Genomic DNA, 20,251 nt, shown 5'->3' with positions numbered 1-20,251 from the left:
GCTGTAGCTGGTAAGTAGGTTGGTGTTGAAAATTGTAATTAGGACAAGCCAGTCGGCAGTCGGCAGTTGGCAGTCGGAGTAAGGGTTTAAGGCTAATTTACATTCTGTTATATAGGTATGTTTTTTTCTGCCTACTTACTTAACTGTTAATCGTTAACTTATAGCCGATTGCCATAAAGTATCGACAGTAGTAAATTGATATCCCTGCTCCAATAGCTTTGGGATAATAATTTGTGCTATCTGTGCTACATTTTCTCCACCGCAAACCCCATCATGTAATACTATCAAAGACCCGTTTTCTAAGTTTTTCATGACTCTGTCAACAACTTTAGCTATTCCCGGACTTACCCAATCTTCAGGAACAACACTCCACATTACAGGACGGTAATTCCACCGCTCAAATAGTTGTAAAGTTCTAGGGGTAAATAAGCCGTTTGGTGGGCGGATATCGCGTACCTTTTCTGGCGATAAATTACAAGCATTGTAAATAGCTGTTTGGGTTTTTTCTAGACTTTGCTTGAGTTCTTCGGGGGAAAGCAAGGGAAAATTATGATGGGAATAGCCATGTAATCCTATCCAATGTCCGCGAGAATGAACTTGTTGGGCTATATGTGGCGCACGTTCAACGCAAACACCCAGCCAAAAAAAACTTGCTTGAATTTGATAGTGCTCTAAAACTTTTAGTAGTTGCGGCGTATATTGCGGATGGGGGCCATCATCGAAAGTAAGAGCGATAGTTTTGGAATTGGGATTACCTCTCCAAAGACATTTGGGAAAACTTGATTTGAGAACTGGGTATATAAGCGGAAATAAGGGATAAAGCTGCATTTAGGACTTTAGATTTTGGATGTTGGATTTTAGATTTTAGATTTTAGATTTTAGTTAAAAAGTTTTACCAGCAGTCGTTTGGGAACGAGCAGCAGCATTCGAGTGTCAAATTGTTCATATAGTTGCTGTAACAAATTCTGTAACCATATAACCAAATAACTTTTTTATAGTTTAGATTGAGATAAATTTAGGAGTAATCCCGGAATGAACCGGTAATGTTGTTTAAAGATATACGAGATTATCAAATAGTTTATCTTTCTTTGTTCCTTGTTTTAGGTATAGGTACAAGAGATTGGACGCTGCGACCGACGATGATATTAGTTGCAATTGCTACTAGCTTAGTTACGCAATGGCTCTTAACGTTTATCGTAAATCTTTGGTCGTTTGCAAAGGTCAAAGAAAATCTTGAGCATAAGACAAATATTCGCAGTCCTTTAATTACATCTTTGGGAATTAGCTTACTTCTACGAGCCGATTATCCCACAACGATGTTGTTTGCTGCTGCAATGGCGATCGCCAGTAAATTTGTTTTTAAGTTCGGAAATAAGCATTTTTTCAATCCAGCAAATTTCGGAATCATTTCTGCATTGGTTCTAACTCCTGATGCTTGGGTTTCTCCAGGGCAATGGGGCGAAGACTGGTGGTATGGACTGTTGTTTGTTGGTACGGGTGGCATGATTTTGCATCGTATCGGACGTTGGGATACTACGGCAGCTTTTTTAGGTTTTTACGCCTTCTTAGAGGCTGCACGTAATTTATGGCTGGATTGGACTTGGGATGTTTACATACATCGTTTGATGAGCGGTTCTTTGCTGCTGTTTGCATTGTTCATGGTGACCGATCCCCGCTCCATCCCCAATTCCCGTGTTGGAAGATTAACTTGGGCAGCTTGCATTGCCCTAGTAACCTTTGTTCTGCGAAACAATTTTTATCTTTCCACAGCAGTATTTTGGGCATTATTTGCTCTGGCACCGCTGACGGTTATATTCGACCAGCTTTGGAAAGCATCGCGATTTTCGTGGAGCAATGAACAACTAACAACTAACCACTAAAAAATAAAAACTCTTATGAAAATATTTCGCGCACTAATTTGTGTATTGTTAGCTTTTGTAATCCTTATTGGCTTTACTCCTTCGGCTTTGGCTTTTTGTGGTTTTTATGTTGCTAAGGCAGATTCAAAGCTGTATAACAAAGCTTCTCAGGTGGTAATCGCTCGTAAAGATAATCGCACTGTATTAACTATGGCGAATGATTATCAAGGCGATGTCAAAGATTTTGCTATGGTTGTACCCGTACCGACTGTATTAAAGGAAGAACAAGTTCAGGTTGGTAAACCTAAAATAATCGAACGTTTGGATGCTTTTAGCGCTCCGCGATTAGTCGAATATTTTGATGATGACCCCTGTGCCCCTGTTATGTATGACAGAGCATTAGAAAGTGCAGCTCCACCTCCAGCACCAATAGCAAATCAAGCGATGAAAAGAAGTAACCGCAATTTGGGTGTGACGGTGGAAGCACAATTTAATGTGGGTGAATACGATATTGTTATCCTCAGCGCCAAGGAATCGAGAGGTTTAGAAAGATGGCTTCGCGGTAACGGTTACAAAATTCCTAGGGGTGCGAAACAGCTACTAAGACCTTATATTCGTCAAAAGATGAAGTTCTTTGTGGCAAAAGTTAACTTAGAAAAGTTTGACGAAAACGGTTATCAGAAACTTCGTCCTCTACAAATTGCCTACGAATCTCCTAAGTTTATGTTACCGATTCGTTTGGGGATGGTTAATTCGACATCAGAACAAGATTTAATTGCCTATATTCTTTCGCCTAAAGGACAAGCGGAACTTACTAACTACCGCACTGCAAAAATTCCCTCAAATGTGAATATTCCGGTGTATATCAAAGAAGAGTTTGGTGACTTTTACAAATCCATGTTCCAAACTTCATATACAAAAGAAGATAAAAAGGTTGCATTTTTAGAATACGCTTGGGATATGAGTAATTGCGACCCTTGTTCGGCCGATCCACTATCAAGAGAAGAACTTAAGGATGCTGGAGTATTTTGGCTGAATGATAATTCTAATGAAATCGCACCTCCTAATTTCCGTCGCCGTCCAGTTTCTAATAACGTTTTCATTACTCGTTTGCACGTCCGCTATACCCGCAATAAGTTTCCTGAAGACTTGATGTTTCAGGAAACTTCTAATCGCGACAATTTTCAAGGACGTTACGTTTTACAACATGCTTTTACTGGCAAAACTGACTGTAGCGCTGGCAGGCAATATAAAAGAAGTTTAAGAAAACGTTTTGAAAAAGAAGCACAAACTCTCGCCAGATTAACTAACTGGAATATTCAAGATATCCGCCAAAAAATGAAGCTTGAAGGACAAGCAAGTATTTCATTTTGGCAAGGCTTTCTTTCCTGGTTTGGAATGTAAGCAATTAACCGGACTGTTTGCAGTTCGCAGCAATGATTTTTAAATAGTAGGATAGCGATCGCCAGAATTTTGGGATTGCTATCTTGCTTAGAGGCTGTACTGCATAGTGTTTACTGAAATTGACAATTTTGTTTTATCTTATTCAAAAATAACTAAAGTCGGATTTGAGTTGGAATTGAATTCTGGCTATTAAAAAAAGTTACAATCGTATGATTAATTAAACTAATTTTATGGTATATCTTTAGATTAGGAATTTATTAATATAATCTTCTGTTAATTTCTCATCAAGTAAAATATTTGCTAGAAAGAAGCATTAGGGGCATTATGCCCCCTGCTGACATTTGCAACTCCTCACAAGTTTTTTGAAAAAATCGGTCAACTCAAATCGCTGACAAAAAATTCCAAGTATTTAATTGAACTGTCTAAGATAATTCAACATTCACTGAATCCTGAAATCAAAGGACGCTTTTGAAATATAGAAGCAAATAACTATCCACAAAACTAAATTTCTTATGGATTGTTATTCAAGTCTATTTTCAACATTTCAAACAGCCATTCTATTTTCGTCGTTACGATCTAACGGCGAAATTCGTATATTGCTAATAAACCATGAGAAGCCCCTAAACCTTGCTGAAGATTCCATTCTAGGTTTCGTAGTAAATAAGCTAGTTGGGGTTCAATCAAATTGGCTCGGGGGTCATCAAAGTGTAAGTTAGGGGCTTGATTAATCAGACGGCGCAGAATACGAATGCTGTCTAGAACAATCGGTGGTTGTTCTATTGGTGGTTCGATCAGCAATTTTTCAGGATTGCGCCACATATCTAGACTTTCTATGCAGCCGTATACCAATGCATTCCAAGCAGTTTGTAGGTTTTGGAAAAAGCGGTTGATGTGAGGGTGTTTCGGATGGGGCTGATAGTCAAAAATTAATTGGGTTAAATCGGTGCGTATGTCGATTGCGTGTAAAGAGTTTATAGCACTTCTCAGGGGAGAGGCTTGGGGGTTGAATTCGCTAGTATCTGTATGACGACCTACTAAGATAGAGCGATCGCACAAATGAAACTCTCCAACTTTGACATTCATTTTTTCTGCAACTACTCTCAAGAAGCAGTCGAGTTCTTCTCCACCCCAGTAACGAATTGGAAATCTCTCTACATCTTCTGTATTTCTTTTCTCTGGGGGATAAAGATAAGACATAGAATAAGTCTGCATGTCGCTGGCTTTTCCTTGAACTTCTCCCCAATAACAAGGCCATTCGTAGGAATAACGACCGAGCAAATCAGCTACAAAAATAGCTCTATCGCCCATATTCTGGCAAATATCTCCAACTAACTTGCCGAGGCTGTCGTCAGAGAGGTGAGATAAAGACCCATAGGAAGAGAAATAAACATCGTAAGGTTTTTCCCCAGATTCGATAGGAAGCCCTTCATCAAGGTCTGCCACAACAAATTTAGTTTGGTCGTGATGAGCGTGAATACTCTCAGCTTTGCCTATCATTGCAGGGCTGATATCAACCCCTTTATAAAAATCGATATCCGATCCACCCAAAAGTGAACTGAATTGAGAATCTAAAGTTGGACTTGTACGGGGTAAGGTTGTGAGGATATTCCACCCTTCGCCTGCACCACATCCAAGATCCATAATCCGAATTCCTCGATTATCGGCTCGCGTTCTTTCGAGCAACCGCCGAATAGGAGGGCTAAGAACGTAACGGGTATAACGGTCTTCCCAATACTGCCGCACGCTATCGCACTTGCTACCCAGACCCATTAATTTACTGTCATAGGCTCCTACTTCAACTGCTTTAGCGTAGTTGTTTAATACGTTATTCAACACAGTCTGTTGATTCATATACCCTAAAGAAATGAAATTTCTATCAAGAGAGAATTCATACTTATTCTCTCACACGCTACACCCTATACAAAACCCCAGTTCAAGTTTGTGCGGGAATTACAACGTTTTATACGTGTATTTTTCTCGCCAAGCATGTCTTTTTGATACTATTTTGCACCTAAACCAGATTGTCAACTTACTTTTTAAATCCAGCGGCTAAACAGCTTATCAATCAAGGCTTACAGGAATTGTTAAGAAAAATTAAATCAGGCTATTAAACTTTATACAGGGCGTTCTGACCAACGAGCAACATTACTTGATACAACCTCATAATTCTTAAAAACATCCATGAAAATATTGTGATAAAAACATTCTTCGGGCGATCGCAAAGTGATATGAGAGTATTTTGTTTGATAATTTTTAGCTTCTGCGGTGGTCATTTTCTGCGAAAGCATTTCTTCTAACATATCTACAGTTCCACTTCCTTCGTCAAACTGTTCTTTTTTTCTCCAGACGATTTCTGAGGGAAGCATATCCTCAAAGGCTTTACGCAAAATCCATTTTTCGACTAAGGGTTCTCCGACTAATTTCAGATTAGCTGGAATTTGCTGACCTAATTCAATCATGTTCAAATCTAGGAATGGAACCCTTCCTTCAATGGCATGAGCCATTGTCATCCGGTCAACTCGTTGTAAATTGATATTGTGCAAACTAGAAACCGAGCGACGTAATTCTTTGTGAAGAATTTCTTCGTCGGGAATATCTTTATAGTAGGTATAGCCTGCAAATAGCTCGTCCGCACCTTCTCCGGTAAGGATAACTTTGACATAATCGGCTGCCATTCGAGAGGTAAAGTAGCAAGGAATGGCGCTGCGAACCAAATCTTGGTCAAAAGATTCTAAGAAATAAATAATTTCTGGTAGTTTGGCGTTTACTTCTTCTGGAGTAATAATGTACTCGTGATGAATTGTTCCTAAATGGGCGCTTACCAAACGAGCTGCTTCTAAATCACGACTGTTGCCAATACCAACGCTAAAAGTGTGCAACTCTTGTTTATGCTGCTTGGCAACTGCTGCAATAATGCTGCTATCAAGTCCACCAGAAAGAAAAGCCCCTAAAGGCACATCGCTCATTAAGCGCTTAATTACGGATTCTTCTACCGTCTGACGCACTCTTGCGATTAAGGCTTCGACATCAACACTGCTATCCGGGTATAAATCTGGAACGCTATAAAAAGTAGAAAAGCCTTGGTCTGAATGGTAATAACTACCGGGGGGAAACTCTTTAACGTTATTGCAATGTTGAGAAATCGCTTTGAGTTCCGAAGCAAACACCCAAGCTCCGCCCATTTCCCCATAATATAGAGGTTTGATACCAATTGGGTCGCGAGCCACTAATAACTTATCTCCATCCGCTATCGCAAAAGCGTACATTCCATCAAGTTCTTCTATTGCAGAAACTCCCCTATCTTCGTAAAGTCTGAGAATAGCTTCGCTATCGCTGCTAGTTTGAAAATCACTTTGCTCTTGTAAATTGGAACGTAATTGAGGAAAGTTATAAATTTCTCCGTTTGCGATAATCGCACGAGTTGGGACTTCTCCGTAGATTGGCTGGTCTCCACCTTTTGGGTCCATAATACTCAAGCGTCGGTGTCCCAAATTCCCGGATTGATTTGCAGGAGTATACATTCCTTCTGCATCAGGGCCTCGGTGAGCGATGCTATCCATCATGCTTTTTACCAAAATGGGATTGGTGTCACCCCAGATACCAGTAATACCGCACATATTTTCTAGTAGATTATAAAGTATATATTTTACACCTTAGCTGACTCATATTCTTGCAAAACAGAAAAACCGACATTTTAAAAGTCATCAAATTTAAACATTTGCATTTTCTAAGTTTTTTATATTTTTTATTCTTAGCGCTAAAATTGTAGATATAAGAAGCTATGGCTCAAATTATAGACAAAAATATCTTATAACCTATTCAATCTGTATCGATGCATGTATAAAATAATCATTGACTAAGTTATATTTATCATCAGAATTATTTTTTATTTATCCTTTTAATTATTTGTATTGCAAGTAGTTTGGGAGATTTTTTGAGTTAGCAAAATACGGATATTGAAAATTTTATTGTCAAGAAAATAGCAAGTTAATTATCCTTGGCTTTTTGATGATAATCGCTGAATATTAAATTAAATGCTCAAATTTGTCAGTTTTAGGATAATTGTTGATTCGCGATGATTTTTATAAATGAAACCGTAAATTTATTTGAGTGTAATTGCAATTTAACAGCGGTGTTTACCGAACTCAGGTAAGCAACATTCTGCTCTGGTTACATACATTTGCGATACTCATTTTCTCACAATGGTGTTAGCTTGGGGTATTCAAATTTACCTTATTTTACTTCTACCAGTTTAGCTAGCGATGTCGAAATTATTATCTGCAACTTTAATAGCAACAAGCCTATTACTAGGATTTAATCATAATCTTGATTCTGCGATTGCCGGAACCTGTGCTTCTCAGTGCGGAACAAAGCCACTGCAATTTACACCCGGTAGACGCATCAGAGTACAGGTAGTAAACAAAACACCAAATCCAATTTATTTAGAGAAACCACAGGGTAGCAATCCAATTTTGTTACGCCCCGGACAGCAAGTAAGATTAGAACAAGGAGACGGAACCGAACCTAATATATCTGTAGTTTTCTGGAATCAAGACGGATTATCTTTGAAAGCTAATCTTTCCAAACCAAACTTTGCTACCCTGCAAGTCGAGCTGCGTCCCGAATGGCGTATTGGTGGAGATAGAGGTATTTATATACGCGATGATGGGCGCGTACAGATGCTTTAGCAGTAAACCTGGAATTAAGTCATTGCTGCTAGAGTGAAATTTATATGCCTTTTGCTCAAAGAGCGAAGAATCGCATTCGGCATGTTGTAAGAATTAAGTTTCAAAGTACTTCATACATTAGCTGCGTTGATTGATTCCATATTTAATAAATCTAAAAACCGGTTTATTTTTATTTAGCAACTAAAAATCTGCTAATTGAAACTGTAAACCGGGTTTTTTATTATAAGAAGATAAATTTTGATTCTCTAATTGTATTTGTATGGGTAGTATTTTTTAGGCTGAGACAGGAACTCTAAAGTTGATAACTTTGATAACAATGTTTTTAACTCTCTTGAAAATGTTGTTGCGTTCGTAGGTTAATGAAAATATTCTACTTTCTCGCAATTTCTAAATCCTGATTCTTAACTCTCAATTCCTAACTCATACTAATTTTTCGTATGCAAGACGAACTCAAGCCCGAATCTTCGCGTCGTCATAATTTACCATTACAGCGCTGGCAAATTTATCCTCAAAAAACTGAATTAGCAAGAAAACTGGGGCAGGTAACTAATATGCCGCCTCTAATAAATCAGCTATTAATAAATCGTGGCTTTGATTTACCCGATACTGCCGAAATATTTTTAAATCCACAATCATTAAATTTACCAGAACCGTTAGAGGAATTTCCGGATTTAGCCATGAGTGTTGATTTGCTGCAAAATGCAATTGCAAATCAAGAAAAAATAGCTATTTGTGGGGATTATGATGCTGATGGGATGACTAGTACGGCTTTACTTTTGAGAAGTTTGAGAACTTTTGGAGCTGATGTTGATTATGCTATCCCCAGTCGGATGCACGAAGGTTATGGTATCAATAAACGAATTATTGAAGAGTTTGATTCGGAAGGTGTAGGAATAATCCTAACTGTAGACAATGGCATCTCCGCATTTGAACCTATTGCTAGAGCTAAGGAACTAGGATTAAAAACAATTATTACAGATCATCACGATATTCCTCAGAAATTACCTCCTGCTGACGCAATTTTAAATCCTAAGTTACTACCTGAATCCTCCGTTTATCGAGGCGTTGCTGGTGTTGGTGTCGCTTATATTTTGGCGATGTCTTTGGCAGAAAAGTTGGGCAGAGCCGAAGAAATATCGGATACGATGCTGGAATTATTTGCTCTAGGAACAATTGCAGATTTGGCTCCGCTGGTGGGGGTTAACCGTACCTGGGTAAAACGCGGTTTACGGTTATTACCCAAATCTCAATTAGCAGGGATACAAGCATTGATTCAAATGGCTGGAGTGCAAGCTTTGGGTAGCCAAGGAGCGGTAACTCCCAAATTTAGTAATTCAAAAATTAATAACCCTAAATCTCTGAAACCTGACGATATAGGTTTCCGTTTGGGGCCTAGAATTAATGCTATTGGTAGAATTGGCGACCCCCAAATAGTTATAGAATTATTAACTACTGATGATGTAGGTATAGCACTCGAACGGGCAATGCAGTGCGAAGCGACTAATGCTAGCCGTAGGGAGATGTGTGAGGAAATTGAAAAAAAAGCTATTGAAGTTGTAGAAACCGAATATCTTGCTTCTTTAAAAGAAGATCGAGTATTAGTTGTAGTTCAACCAGATTGGCATCATGGGGTAATTGGGATTGTTGCTTCTCGCTTAGTTGAACGTTATGGAGTTCCGGTTTTTATCGGTACTTATGAAGATGACAACCATATTCGCGGCTCTGCCCGAGGTATTCCCGAGTTTAATGTTTTTGACGCTTTGCAATATTGCGACGATTACCTCGGGAAATATGGGGGACACAAAGCAGCGGGAGGATTTTCTTTACCGGCAGAGAATTTGCAGGCAGTACGCCAGCGTTTGAGCGAGTTTGCAAACCAGTGTCTCGAACTTCAACACCTCAAACCTTTATTGAAGATTGACGCTTTAGCTAATATTAATGAAGTCAATCGAGAACTTTACCAGCAAATTAATGCTTTAGAACCTTGTGGAATTGATAACCCGAATCCGGTTTTTTGGACTCCTAACGTTCAAGTCGTAGAGCAGCAAATTGTTGGAAAAGGTCATATTAAGTTAACGGTTGCTCAGGCAATTGATGGGCAACAGCATAAAATCAAAGGCATAGCTTGGCGATGGCGCGATTATTTCCCGCTACCAAAACCACCATACAAAATAGATATTGCATATAAGCTTAAAGAAAACAATTTTAACGGTAACACTTCTATCGAGTTGGAAGTATTAGGGGTAAGACTTGCAGATAGCGATCGCCTATTTTTTACTTACAAAGACAAACCAGTTAGAGCCACATTTGTATATAGTAGCCGTCAGTATATATGCGGTATCTATCAGAAAGGTTCTTCAGCAGAATTAAGAATTAAAAGTCCCGAAAATAAAGTTTTAGCGGTTCAGTCGGGACATAATATAGGTTTATTAGGAATTAATCGCGAGCAAGCCCAAAAGGTTGATATATCTCAATCCCCTTACTACGATATTATTCAAGCGGCTCTGAAAGCTTTAAAATCACTGAAGAGTTAGAAATGAGAAGTGGAAAGTTAGGAGCTAGGAATGAAGAGCTAATAATTTTGAACCTTTAACCTTTGACCTTTAACCTTTGACCTTTAACCTTTAACCTAAAATCTTAAACCCTTGACTTCTTGCAGGAGTTATGAGTGTAACTCGTAACTCCCGAAGAAAATTACATATCGCCACCGCGAAATGCCAACACAAAAATCACCGCAGGGCCAGCTAACATAATTAGTGCTACAGACGTTAGCTGAAAAATTACTTCCCAATTGACATTGGCTAAAGCTTCCATAGTATCCTCCCAGTTGTCTTAAAAAAATTGAATAAGAGAAAAGTCTTTCCTGGATATAGATCGTATCCGAGAATCGGCACCAAATTTTAATTTACTTAACAAAATGATAAAAAAAGATATAAAAAACGAACAAAAGCAAATTGATTTTAAGTTTGATGAGTGATTTACCGAAAAGAATGGGTCTAAAGCCTCCCCCTTCTAGGGGGAATTTAACTAAAAGTATATTTATGGTAGAGTTCTTTATGTCAACTTATTCGACGTAAGATGGTCGTATTTGAGGCAAAACTTGAAGGACAAAGCGAGCAGTACCGGAAGCTTGATGAGGCTATTCGCACTGCTCGCTTTGTTCGTAATAGCTGCCTCCGATACTGGATAGACAACAAAGGTGTTGGACGATACGACCTGAGCAAATTCTGCGCTGTACTTGCTGCGAAGCCGGAGTTTCCTTGGGTTTCTAAACTTAACTCGATGGCTCGTCAAGCTAGTGCAGAAAGGGCGTGGTCGGCGATTGCTAAATTCTTCGACAACTGCAAGAAAAAGAAGCCAGGAAAAAAAGGTTTTCCGAGGTTTAAGAAGGAACAAACACATGGTTGTGTTGAATATAAAACCAGTGGGTGGAAACTTTCCGAAGACCGCACGAACATAACCTTTAGTGATGGTTTCAAGGCTGGGAGTTTTAAACTTTGGGGGACTCGCGACCTCAATTTTTATCAACTCAAGCAGTTTAAAAGAGTGCGAGTTGTGCGTCGTGCTGACGGGTATTATGCTCAGTTTTGCGTTGACGTTGAGCGAATAGAGAATCGGCAGCCAACAGGAAAGACTATTGGTATTGACCTTGGGTTAACTCATTTCTATACAGATAGTAATGGGGAAACCATTGCTAATCCTAGACATCTGTGTAAAAGTGAGAAGTCTTTGAAACGACTGCAACGTCGTTTATCTAAAACTAAAAAAGGCTCTAAGAATAGAGTTAAGTTTAGAAATAAACTCGCTCGCAAGCACCTCAAAATAAGTCGCCAGCGTAAAGACTTTGCTGTCAAAACAGCAAGGTGCGTAGTCAAGTCTAACGACCTCGTGGCCTATGAAGATTTACAGGTGCGGAGTATGGTCAAAAATCGTCGCTTAGCTAAGTCAATTAGTGATGCGTCATGGTCGTTGTTCCGGAAGTGGGTTGAGTATTTCGGTCAGGTATTTGGCGTGGTGACTGTTGCAGTTCCACCTCACTACACTTCTCAAAACTGCTCAAACTGTGGAGAAGTTGTTAAAAAATCTCTTAGTACTAGAACCCACGTTTGTCCTGATTGTGGACACACCCAAGACCGCGACCATAACGCAGCACGCAATATTTTAGAAAAAGGTCTGAGTACGGCGGGTCACGTCGGAACTAACGCCTCTGGAGACATCAACCTCTGTTTGAGTGAGGAAACTCCTTCAAATAAGTCGGGTCGCCGAAAGAGGAAACCCAAGAAGTGATTATTGGAATCCCCATGCCTTGAGCCTGGGGAGCATGTCAAAATACTATTTTGTAGAAGTATATGGTCAGGGACGATAGAGGACTCATAGGTCAAGCTAATTAATGATTTGACTACCTGATAATTACATATATAAAAAACAGTAGTGGCATTTGTTACTGATTAAAAAACCGAAAAAATGGCAACTTGGGAATGTGTAAAGCGATGTGGAGCCTGCTGCTATCTAAACCCAGCAGAGCGTCCTGAGATAGAAGAATATCTTACTCCCGAAGAATTAGATAAATATTTAAGTATGGTGGGAGAAGATGGATGGTGTATTAATTACGTTCATGAAAGCCGCGAATGCGGTATTTATGCCGAGCGTCCGCGATTTTGTCGTGTAGAGCCAGAAGTATTCAAAGATTTATTTGATATCGAACCCGAAGAATTAAACGACTTTGCCATTGATTGCTGTCATCAGCAGATAGAATCAATTTATGGCGATCGCAGTTTTGAAATGATGCGATTTAACAAAGCAATTGGGATATGAATGGGAATTGGGCATTGGGCATGGGGGATTGGGAATAGGTCATTGGTAATTGGCATCTTCCCCCTCTACCTTTTCTACCCCCTCTTCCCCATCCCTAAAAACGGGCGGCAACTACACCCAATAGCTTACGGGTCTCCCTACTGCCAGTGCATGAGAAATAAAGATACATTATCCTTAAGAAAAGTAGACAAATGTTCAGAAAAAAGTGAATTTGTTTTCACTGCTAACCGTTCAGCGAGGGAGCAAGAACCCATTATGTTTGAACACTTTACTTCCGAAGCAATTAAGGTAGTTATGCTCGCCCAGGAGGAGGCACGTCGCCTGGGGCACAATTTTGTAGGGACGGAACAAATTCTCTTGGGATTGCTGGGAGAAGAAACGGGTGTTGCTGCCAAAGTGCTGACGGATATGGGTGTAACTCTTAGAGATGCACGCCGCGAAGTCGAAAAAATTATTGGTAGAGGTTCTGGTTTCGTTCCACCAGAAATTCCTTTTACTCCTAAAGTTAAAACTTTATTCGAGCAGTCTTTTAAGGAAGCTCGCTCTTTAGGACACAATTATATTGGTACCGAACACTTGCTTCTCGGCTTAACTGAAGCTGGTGAAGGTGTTGCTGCTAAAGTATTGCAAAATTTAGATGTTGATTTGAAGCAGCTTCGCACTGCTGTTATTCGCCGCTTGGGTGAAGTCGCATCTGTTGGTGCTGGTGTTGGCGGTGGTAGCACTAGACGCAACCAAATGGCAACTTTAGAAGAATTTGGAAGAAATCTTACTAAGTTAGCGGCAGAAGGTAAATTAGACCCCGTAGTCGGTAGGGAAAAAGAGATTGAGCGTACCGTCCAAGTTTTGGGAAGACGCACTAAAAACAATCCTGTATTAATCGGCGAACCTGGTGTCGGTAAAACAGCCATTGCTGAAGGTTTGGCACAGCGGATTTTCAACAATGATGTACCCGATATCTTGCAGGAAAAGCAAGTTATCAGCCTTGATATGGGCTTAGTTGTAGCCGGTACTCGTTTCCGGGGTGATTTTGAAGAACGTCTCAAGAAAATCATGGAGGAAATCCGCTCTGCGGGAAATATCGTCCTCGTGATAGACGAAATTCATACTTTAGTTGGTGCGGGTGGCATGGAAGGCGGTATGGATGCCGCTAATATTCTCAAGCCAGCTTTAGCTAGAGGCGAACTCCAGTGTATTGGAGCTACCACTCTGGATGAATATCGCAAGCACATCGAGCGCGATGCGGCTTTAGAACGTCGTTTCCAGCCGATTAAGATTGGCGAACCTTCTGTAGATGAAACCATTGAAATTTTGCAGGGTTTGCGCGGTGCTTACGAGCAACATCACAATTTAACAATATCTGATGAAGCATTAGTCGCAGCATCTCAACTTTCCGATAGATATATCCAAGACCGTTTTTTACCGGATAAAGCTATCGATTTGATTGATGAAGCTGGTTCCCGCGTGCGTTTGCGTCATTCGATGGCTTCTAACGATCGCGATTTGAAACGTCAAATTACTGCGGTTGCGAAGGAGAAAAACGAAGCAGTTAAATTACAAGATTTTGACAAAGCTTCCGAACTCCGCGATAAAGAAATGGAGCTAGAAGTACAGCTAAAAGATGCAGAATCTGGCGAACAGATTAATAGAGCTGTAGTTGGTGAAGAAGATATTGCTCAAATTGTAGCTTCTTGGACTGGAGTACCAGTTAATAAGCTTACCGAATCTGAATCTGAAGTATTGTTGCACTTAGAAGATACCCTTCATCAAAGACTTATCGGACAAGAGCAAGCAGTTACCGCAGTTTCCAAAGCAATTCGCCGCGCTCGTGTTGGTTTAAAGAATCCCAACCGTCCAATTGCTAGCTTTATTTTCTCAGGTCCTACCGGAGTTGGTAAAACAGAATTAGCAAAATCTTTGGCTTCCTACTTCTTCGGTTCTGAAGAAAACATGATTCGGTTGGATATGTCCGAATTCATGGAACGTCATACCGTCAGCAAACTTATTGGTTCACCTCCGGGATTTGTTGGTTACGAAGAAGGCGGGCAGTTAACTGAAGCAGTACGTCGCAAGCCTTACACGGTATTGCTTTTCGACGAAATCGAAAAAGCGCACCCTGACATATTTAATATGTTGCTGCAAATGTTGGATGATGGTCATCTTACCGATGCCAAAGGTAGGAAAGTAGACTTTAAGAATACCTTGATTATCTTGACTTCTAACATTGGCTCGCGAGTTATTGAAAAAGGTGGCGGTGGTTTAGGCTTCAACTTAGAAGATGAAGCAGAAGCGAACTACAATCGCATCAAAACTTTGGTTAACGAAGAACTCAAAAATTACTTCCGTCCCGAATTTCTCAACCGTCTTGATGAAATTATTGTATTTACACAACTCCAGAAAGACGAAATCAAAGAAATCGCCGAGATCTTGCTCAAAGAAGTTAGTAGCCGCTTAGCTGAAAAAGAAATCAGCTTGCAAATAAGTGAAAGTTTCAAAGATTTAGTAGTGCAGGAAGGATACGATCCTAGTTACGGTGCCAGACCGTTACGTAGAGCAATTATGAACCTTTTAGAAGATTCATTAGCAGAAGCAATGCTCTCAGGTCAAATAACCGCAGGCGATACAGCACTTATAGATGTTGACGACGACGGCAAAGTCCAAGTCATTAAGTCAGAAAAATCTGAACTAGAGTTTGCTAATGTTGGCTAAAAGTTATACCAAAATACTTTTTGGTGGTAACATTTGGATAACACCCCTTTGTCAAAATAACAACAGCTTATATATTTCCAGTAAACGGGTTTTATGCCCGTTCTGGGAAATGAAAGTTAAAAATAGGGCACTGGGAAATATAGAGAATATACTCAAGCAAACGTTTTATGAAATGGTAATAACTCTTTAACCCCCGGTATCACTACTGGGGGATTTTTATTGGAATACACATTTAACCTCACCCCGTCCTACGGACACCCCTCTCCTTGTTAAAGGAGAGGGGAAGGGGCTATATTATGGCAGTCGTAGGTTGGGTTAGACACGATAATTAATTTGATTTGTAACGATAATTTTGAAATCGTGTCGTAACCCAACATCTTATTTGTTCATGCAATTTAAAGTTGAGTTAGGGTGCAATATCGCTATAACAAAAAATATTATGGCAGCAAAAAATCTTTCGGTGTTGTTTCATAACCGCCAAATTCTGACAAATATGCCAGGATAGAAGTACCAAAAGGGTCTTGAGAAACTTTACCACTCACTAATAAATCTACAACTTTATCGGGACCTTTGAGATGAGCGGCTGCAATTATTCCTGAAAGAGTAATTTTGATTGTTTTAGGCTTTCCGCTCTCATTAAAAGTCTTTACTTGAGACAAATATGATTCAATTGATTTACCTCTTTTGTTGATCAAATAGTTGATATCTTGCCAATAAACACCAAAAGCTTCACGGATTGCTTTTTCTTGAACTTCAGGAGAATTAAGAAATTCAGCTTTACTATTAATACCGTCTTTATTCGTCCAAGTACCTCGCCAATAATTTTTCTTAGCACCATTACCAAAGTAAGATGTAGCTCTGTAATAACCAAGTCTAATTAATAAAATTTCTGCAAACTGATATTTTCCGAGAAAATATAGTTGTGGATTAACGAAGTTGTATTGTCCTAAATCTCCAGATTTGAAACCAGTTTCACGCTCTCCTAAAGCCTCAAGCATATCGTTAAAATTTTTCTGGCTTTTTTGGGATTTATGTTGAGAATAAAGGTTAACTACTGTTTCCGATTGAGTGTATTTAGATTGGTTGATTGAAAAGCTATCGGTAGATAAAATTTGAGACAATAAAAGTAATTCTGTATACATTGATAATTGCTTTAATTGTTAATAGAATTGAATTTAAATAAAAGTCTAACAATATAAGCAATAAAAACGTGCTTTTTTTTGTATATTTCACAATAAAATTACTTACATATGTAGGTTGGGTTCGGCACGAATACCAGTTTTATTCGTAGCGAGAATTGTTAATTCGTGTCGTAACCCAACATCTTATCTATTTTCCTTTGTAGGTTAGGTTCGACACGTTAGCGTTCACGCGGAGCGTGCGGCTCAGCGTGTCCGGAGGACATAAATTCATTTGATTTGAAACCAGAATTGTTAATTCGTGTCGTAACTCAACATCTTATCTATTTGTCCGCAATGGTAATGTTGGGTTACGGTGCAATTTCTAATTTGTTTGTTGAAAACCATCATTGTAAATGCACCGGGAGCGCAACCTATAAAAACTATTTTATTCTATTTTTCATATAGATAATGAATTTCTATTTTTGTAAAAATATTTATTAATAACTGAAAACCCAAGCAATCTCTTCATCATCCAGAATAAATGTATCTGGTATATTCTCATATTTTTTCATACCCAAGCAGTAGTTATATATGAATATATAAAAATCTCGCTCAATTTTACACGATTCATAGTCTTCGTGAGACATCGCGTAAATATCATAACTTTTGTCTTCACTGCTATAAGAATTTAAATCCCAAAAAAACACTGAGATTTACTATTTACTCCAAATACTAATCCAGAACTTAACAACTTTTTGACTGTCCAATAATTATTAAGTTCATAATCCTCCATTATTTGCACATCTTGCACTTCTAAAGGTTCTATTTGATCTTCTGTTAAACGAGTAAGCCATAGTTCATCATAGGTAGGCATATAGTGATAGGGATTATGTATTTCTACAACCCCGTTTCCTATTTCACCTGCTCCAAATACCTGGCAATATTCTTTGTAATCTTCAGGTAAAATAATACCAGTACGTTCTTCAAATGCGATAATCTCCTCATTTGTCGCAAGAATTAATTATGAAACATGGTAATTTATTCTTACAACATATCGAAGCCGTAACACACCCTACAAGAAGTACAAAAACTTAAATTCTTGTTGATGTTAAAACTTGATTTTTCTCTTCCACAATACATTCGGTAAACTCCCGCTTCAAGGCATTAAAAACTGGACAAGCTGGCTGCTCTTGCAAATTATCCGGTTTACTCCAGGTAAATGGGGCTTTTTTGGCTGCGGATAACCACAACAATCGTTTTGCTCTTGTCATGGCGACGTAAAGCAAGCGGTATTCTTCGGCTATTTTCAAATGTTTGGCTTGTTCCCATGCTTCGATTACGTCTGGTAATTTTGTTTCTCCGTGTAGGGAAGCGCGGATTTGAGCGCGAGCTACTTCTGATAGGGTAAAGTCGCCGAGGAATTTTCTTTGCGGTGGTACCCAAAATTTTCCAGGTATTAAGTTTTCGTGGAGAAACGGCAAAAATACATAATCCCAATCTAAGCCTTTGGCTTTGTGCATGGTAATTATTGTCAGTTGATTGCGTCTGGTATAACGCGCTTCTGAGTCTTCGGTGTCTACTGGTTCAAAGCGTTCGGAGCTAACGATTTCGCTAAGTATTCTCAGCATTGCCCCTAATGAAATTTCACCGGCAATCTGTTGGTTAATTCTTTCTGAAAGTTTATCGGCGGTTGCTAACTCTGCTTGTTGATAGTCTAGTTTTAAAGCAATAAATGATATGAGTTGATAAAGCGGTAGTTGTAAACGAGCGTTGAGTAAGTCGCGACAAAATTCAGCAGTTTTTTTGACGGCTTCGGTTTGTGGTGCTGCTAGGGGAGAAGGATATAAAAATTCCTCGGGTAAGGAAGCTAAAGCATTTAAATCTTGGGGTTCGATTAATCTTCGTTTAACTAAAACCCCTAAAGTAGCTTTGAGAAAATCGGGAGAATGAGGTCTATCGCAAAATTGTAAAATAGCCAATATCTCTTCTGGTACGTGGGAATGTCGGTCTTGTTCGCCTACGTCATAAAGTAAAATATTATGCTTTTTGCAAATTGGTCTCAGTGCTTGGCTTAACCAGTTTCCTTGACGGTTTTCTCTTACTAGTATCGCCGCGCTGCCGTTATTTTCATTATCTTCTGGGAATAGTTCGATAATTCTTTTTGACAGTAATTCAACGGTATTATGAATATCGCTCGGCGTGTAAATTTCTACGCCGCTTCCGATTGCTGCGGGATTCGCATTCGGTTGTGGATCGTTGGCATCTACGGGAAGAATTTTTTGGTTGCGGAAGGGGGAAGAGGTAGAGGGGGAAGAGTGGGGAGAGGGGGAAGTATGTTTGCTTTGGTAGAGACTGTTTACCCATTCGAGAGCAAAGTTTGCAGTTTCGATAATAATTCTACTACTGCGTCCGGCTTGATTCATCGTCGCCAGAAGTCCTTTTGAATCGCATTCCTGACAAAATGTACGAAAATAAATTGGATCGGCAGGTGTAAAAGTAGAGTTAATTGCCTGATTTGGATCGCCAACGCGAATTAAGTTGATTTGGGAATTGGGAATTTGAGAGTTGGTAATTGGTAATTGGTAATTGGTAATTGCAAGTGAATTCTCCCCCTCTTCCCCCTCTACCCCCTCTCCCCCCTCTTCCCCACTCGCCAATATTTCCAACAACCTAGTCTGAAGCGGGCTTGAATCCTGTGCTTCGTCTTCAAATACGGCAAATACTTGCTTTTGCTCGATTTTTCTGGCGCTTTCGTTTTCCAAGACTCGCAAAGCGGCTAATATCATATCGTCATAGTCGATAAAATCTCTATCCTTCATCAACGTTTGATATTGCTCGTATAATCCTGCGGCTATTTTCAAGACTTGATATGCATCGGTGCTTTGATGGCTTAGTTGATGTAAATCTTCGGGTGTCATTCCCGAACTTTTGGCTTCATGAATTACCGCTGTTGCTAATTCTGGCAATACTTCTGTTCTTAATACCGATTGACGACGCAATCTTTCTGTTTCTTCACCGTCAAATTGTATTCCTTCCATTAATTGAGCGTAGAGTCGGGGATTATTTGCAATCCATTTTTCGACTGCGGTACGAATGAAGCGGTGGCTTTGGTTGGGAGTAATTAAGGTGACGTAGTCGAGTTCTAAACCGGATAATTCGGGGTGGCGGCTGGCAATATTTAACGCTAAACCGTGCAGCGTGTATACCACAAAACCCGTTTGAGGTAAAGATAAACCTTCTCTTAAATATTTACGGATTTTGGCTTTAATATTAGCAGCAGCAGAACGAGTAAAGGTGACAACTACTAGTTGACGGCGAATTTTCGGACGTAAGGTATCGCGATTTTCATACTGACGCGCGATCGCAATAGCTGCTGCTGCTGCCATGCCCGTAGATTTACCCGCGCCCGGTACCGCAGATACTGCTAAGGGACCACCCTTCCAGTCTGCCATTGGTTGTTGTCCGGAACGTAGGGAATCACGGATATTTGCAATCTCTGTATGACGCGAAGATGTATACAGCATCGGTAATTGCGTCACTGACAAAGCATTTTCTGGCACTGGATGAATGGAATTAGCGTCTGACATGTGGGAAGTTAAACTGTAAATTTTCTATATTAAAAATAAACGTTGGGGTTGGGTTTGAGTTTATCTAT

Annotated in this window: 14 protein-coding genes; 7 read left to right on the top strand and 7 right to left on the bottom strand. The window is 39.6% G+C overall.

All coding sequences use genetic code 11. From position 1 onward, the window contains the following. Positions 1-153: 153 nt before the first annotated feature. Positions 154-828 carry a polysaccharide deacetylase family protein gene (locus tag RIV7116_RS32940; RefSeq protein ID WP_015122686.1) on the bottom strand — a complete coding sequence of 225 codons (675 nt, stop codon included), beginning with the start codon at positions 826-828 and terminating at the stop codon, positions 154-156. 215 nt (positions 829-1,043) lie between these two features. On the opposite strand from RIV7116_RS32940, the gene RIV7116_RS32935 reads away from it, so the two are divergent. Further along, positions 1,044-1,880 carry an RnfABCDGE type electron transport complex subunit D gene (locus tag RIV7116_RS32935; protein WP_015122685.1) on the top strand — a complete coding sequence of 279 codons (837 nt, stop codon included), beginning with the start codon at positions 1,044-1,046 and terminating at the stop codon, positions 1,878-1,880. A 15-nt stretch (positions 1,881-1,895) separates the two neighbouring features. Continuing rightward, positions 1,896-3,263: a DUF2330 domain-containing protein gene (locus RIV7116_RS32930; RefSeq protein ID WP_015122684.1), complete on the top strand. Its 1,368-nt coding sequence runs from the start codon at positions 1,896-1,898 to the stop codon at positions 3,261-3,263. A 576-nt stretch (positions 3,264-3,839) separates the two neighbouring features. Here the strand turns inward: RIV7116_RS32930 and RIV7116_RS32925 are convergent. Both RIV7116_RS32925 and asnB read right to left on the bottom strand, forming a co-directional pair. Further along, entirely contained in the window at positions 3,840-5,114 is a 1,275-nt protein-coding gene (locus RIV7116_RS32925; RefSeq protein ID WP_015122683.1) for a class I SAM-dependent methyltransferase, read from the bottom strand. Between the two features lie 263 nt (positions 5,115-5,377). Continuing rightward, entirely contained in the window at positions 5,378-6,880 is a 1,503-nt protein-coding gene (gene asnB, locus RIV7116_RS32920; protein WP_015122682.1) for an asparagine synthase B, read from the bottom strand. Positions 6,881-7,525: 645 nt separating this feature from the next. Between asnB and RIV7116_RS32915 the strand changes: the two genes are divergently transcribed. After that, the gene (locus RIV7116_RS32915) at positions 7,526-7,951 is read left to right on the top strand and encodes a hypothetical protein (protein ID WP_015122681.1); all 426 of its coding nucleotides are present in this window, start codon (positions 7,526-7,528) and stop codon (positions 7,949-7,951) included. Positions 7,952-8,388: 437 nt separating this feature from the next. Continuing rightward, positions 8,389-10,485 carry a single-stranded-DNA-specific exonuclease RecJ gene (gene recJ / locus RIV7116_RS32910; protein WP_015122680.1) on the top strand — a complete coding sequence of 699 codons (2,097 nt, stop codon included), beginning with the start codon at positions 8,389-8,391 and terminating at the stop codon, positions 10,483-10,485. Positions 10,486-10,645: 160 nt separating this feature from the next. On the opposite strand, the gene psb30 is transcribed toward recJ, so the two are convergent. Further along, entirely contained in the window at positions 10,646-10,765 is a 120-nt protein-coding gene (psb30, locus tag RIV7116_RS32905) for a photosystem II reaction center protein Ycf12/Psb30 (RefSeq protein WP_015122679.1), read from the bottom strand. Positions 10,766-11,029: 264 nt separating this feature from the next. On the opposite strand from psb30, the gene RIV7116_RS32900 reads away from it, so the two are divergent. From RIV7116_RS32900 to RIV7116_RS32890, 3 genes are all read left to right on the top strand, one after another. After that, on the top strand, positions 11,030-12,238 hold the full coding sequence (locus RIV7116_RS32900; protein ID WP_015122678.1) for an RNA-guided endonuclease TnpB family protein: 1,209 nt from the start codon (positions 11,030-11,032) through the stop codon (positions 12,236-12,238). A gap of 177 nt (positions 12,239-12,415) precedes the next feature. Then, entirely contained in the window at positions 12,416-12,766 is a 351-nt protein-coding gene (locus RIV7116_RS32895; RefSeq protein ID WP_015122677.1) for a YkgJ family cysteine cluster protein, read from the top strand. Between the two features lie 255 nt (positions 12,767-13,021). Then, the gene (locus tag RIV7116_RS32890) at positions 13,022-15,475 is read left to right on the top strand and encodes an ATP-dependent Clp protease ATP-binding subunit (RefSeq protein ID WP_044292615.1); all 2,454 of its coding nucleotides are present in this window, start codon (positions 13,022-13,024) and stop codon (positions 15,473-15,475) included. A gap of 437 nt (positions 15,476-15,912) precedes the next feature. Here the strand turns inward: RIV7116_RS32890 and RIV7116_RS32880 are convergent, their stop codons facing one another. The 3 genes from RIV7116_RS32880 to RIV7116_RS32870 form a co-directional block, all read right to left on the bottom strand. After that, positions 15,913-16,617: a hypothetical protein gene (locus RIV7116_RS32880; RefSeq protein ID WP_015122674.1), complete on the bottom strand. Its 705-nt coding sequence runs from the start codon at positions 16,615-16,617 to the stop codon at positions 15,913-15,915. Between the two features lie 667 nt (positions 16,618-17,284). Further along, positions 17,285-17,614: an SMI1/KNR4 family protein gene (locus tag RIV7116_RS37465; RefSeq protein WP_083894113.1), complete on the bottom strand. Its 330-nt coding sequence runs from the start codon at positions 17,612-17,614 to the stop codon at positions 17,285-17,287. 73 nt (positions 17,615-17,687) lie between these two features. After that, on the bottom strand, positions 17,688-20,183 hold the full coding sequence (locus RIV7116_RS32870) for an ATP-dependent helicase (protein WP_015122671.1): 2,496 nt from the start codon (positions 20,181-20,183) through the stop codon (positions 17,688-17,690). Positions 20,184-20,251: the final 68 nt, after the last annotated feature.

It is taken from the genome of Rivularia sp. PCC 7116 (assembly GCF_000316665.1).
GTDB lineage: Bacteria > Cyanobacteriota > Cyanobacteriia > Cyanobacteriales > Nostocaceae > Rivularia.
The sequence above is the reverse complement of the archived record's forward strand: the minus strand, read 5'-3'. Positions and strand labels throughout refer to the sequence as shown.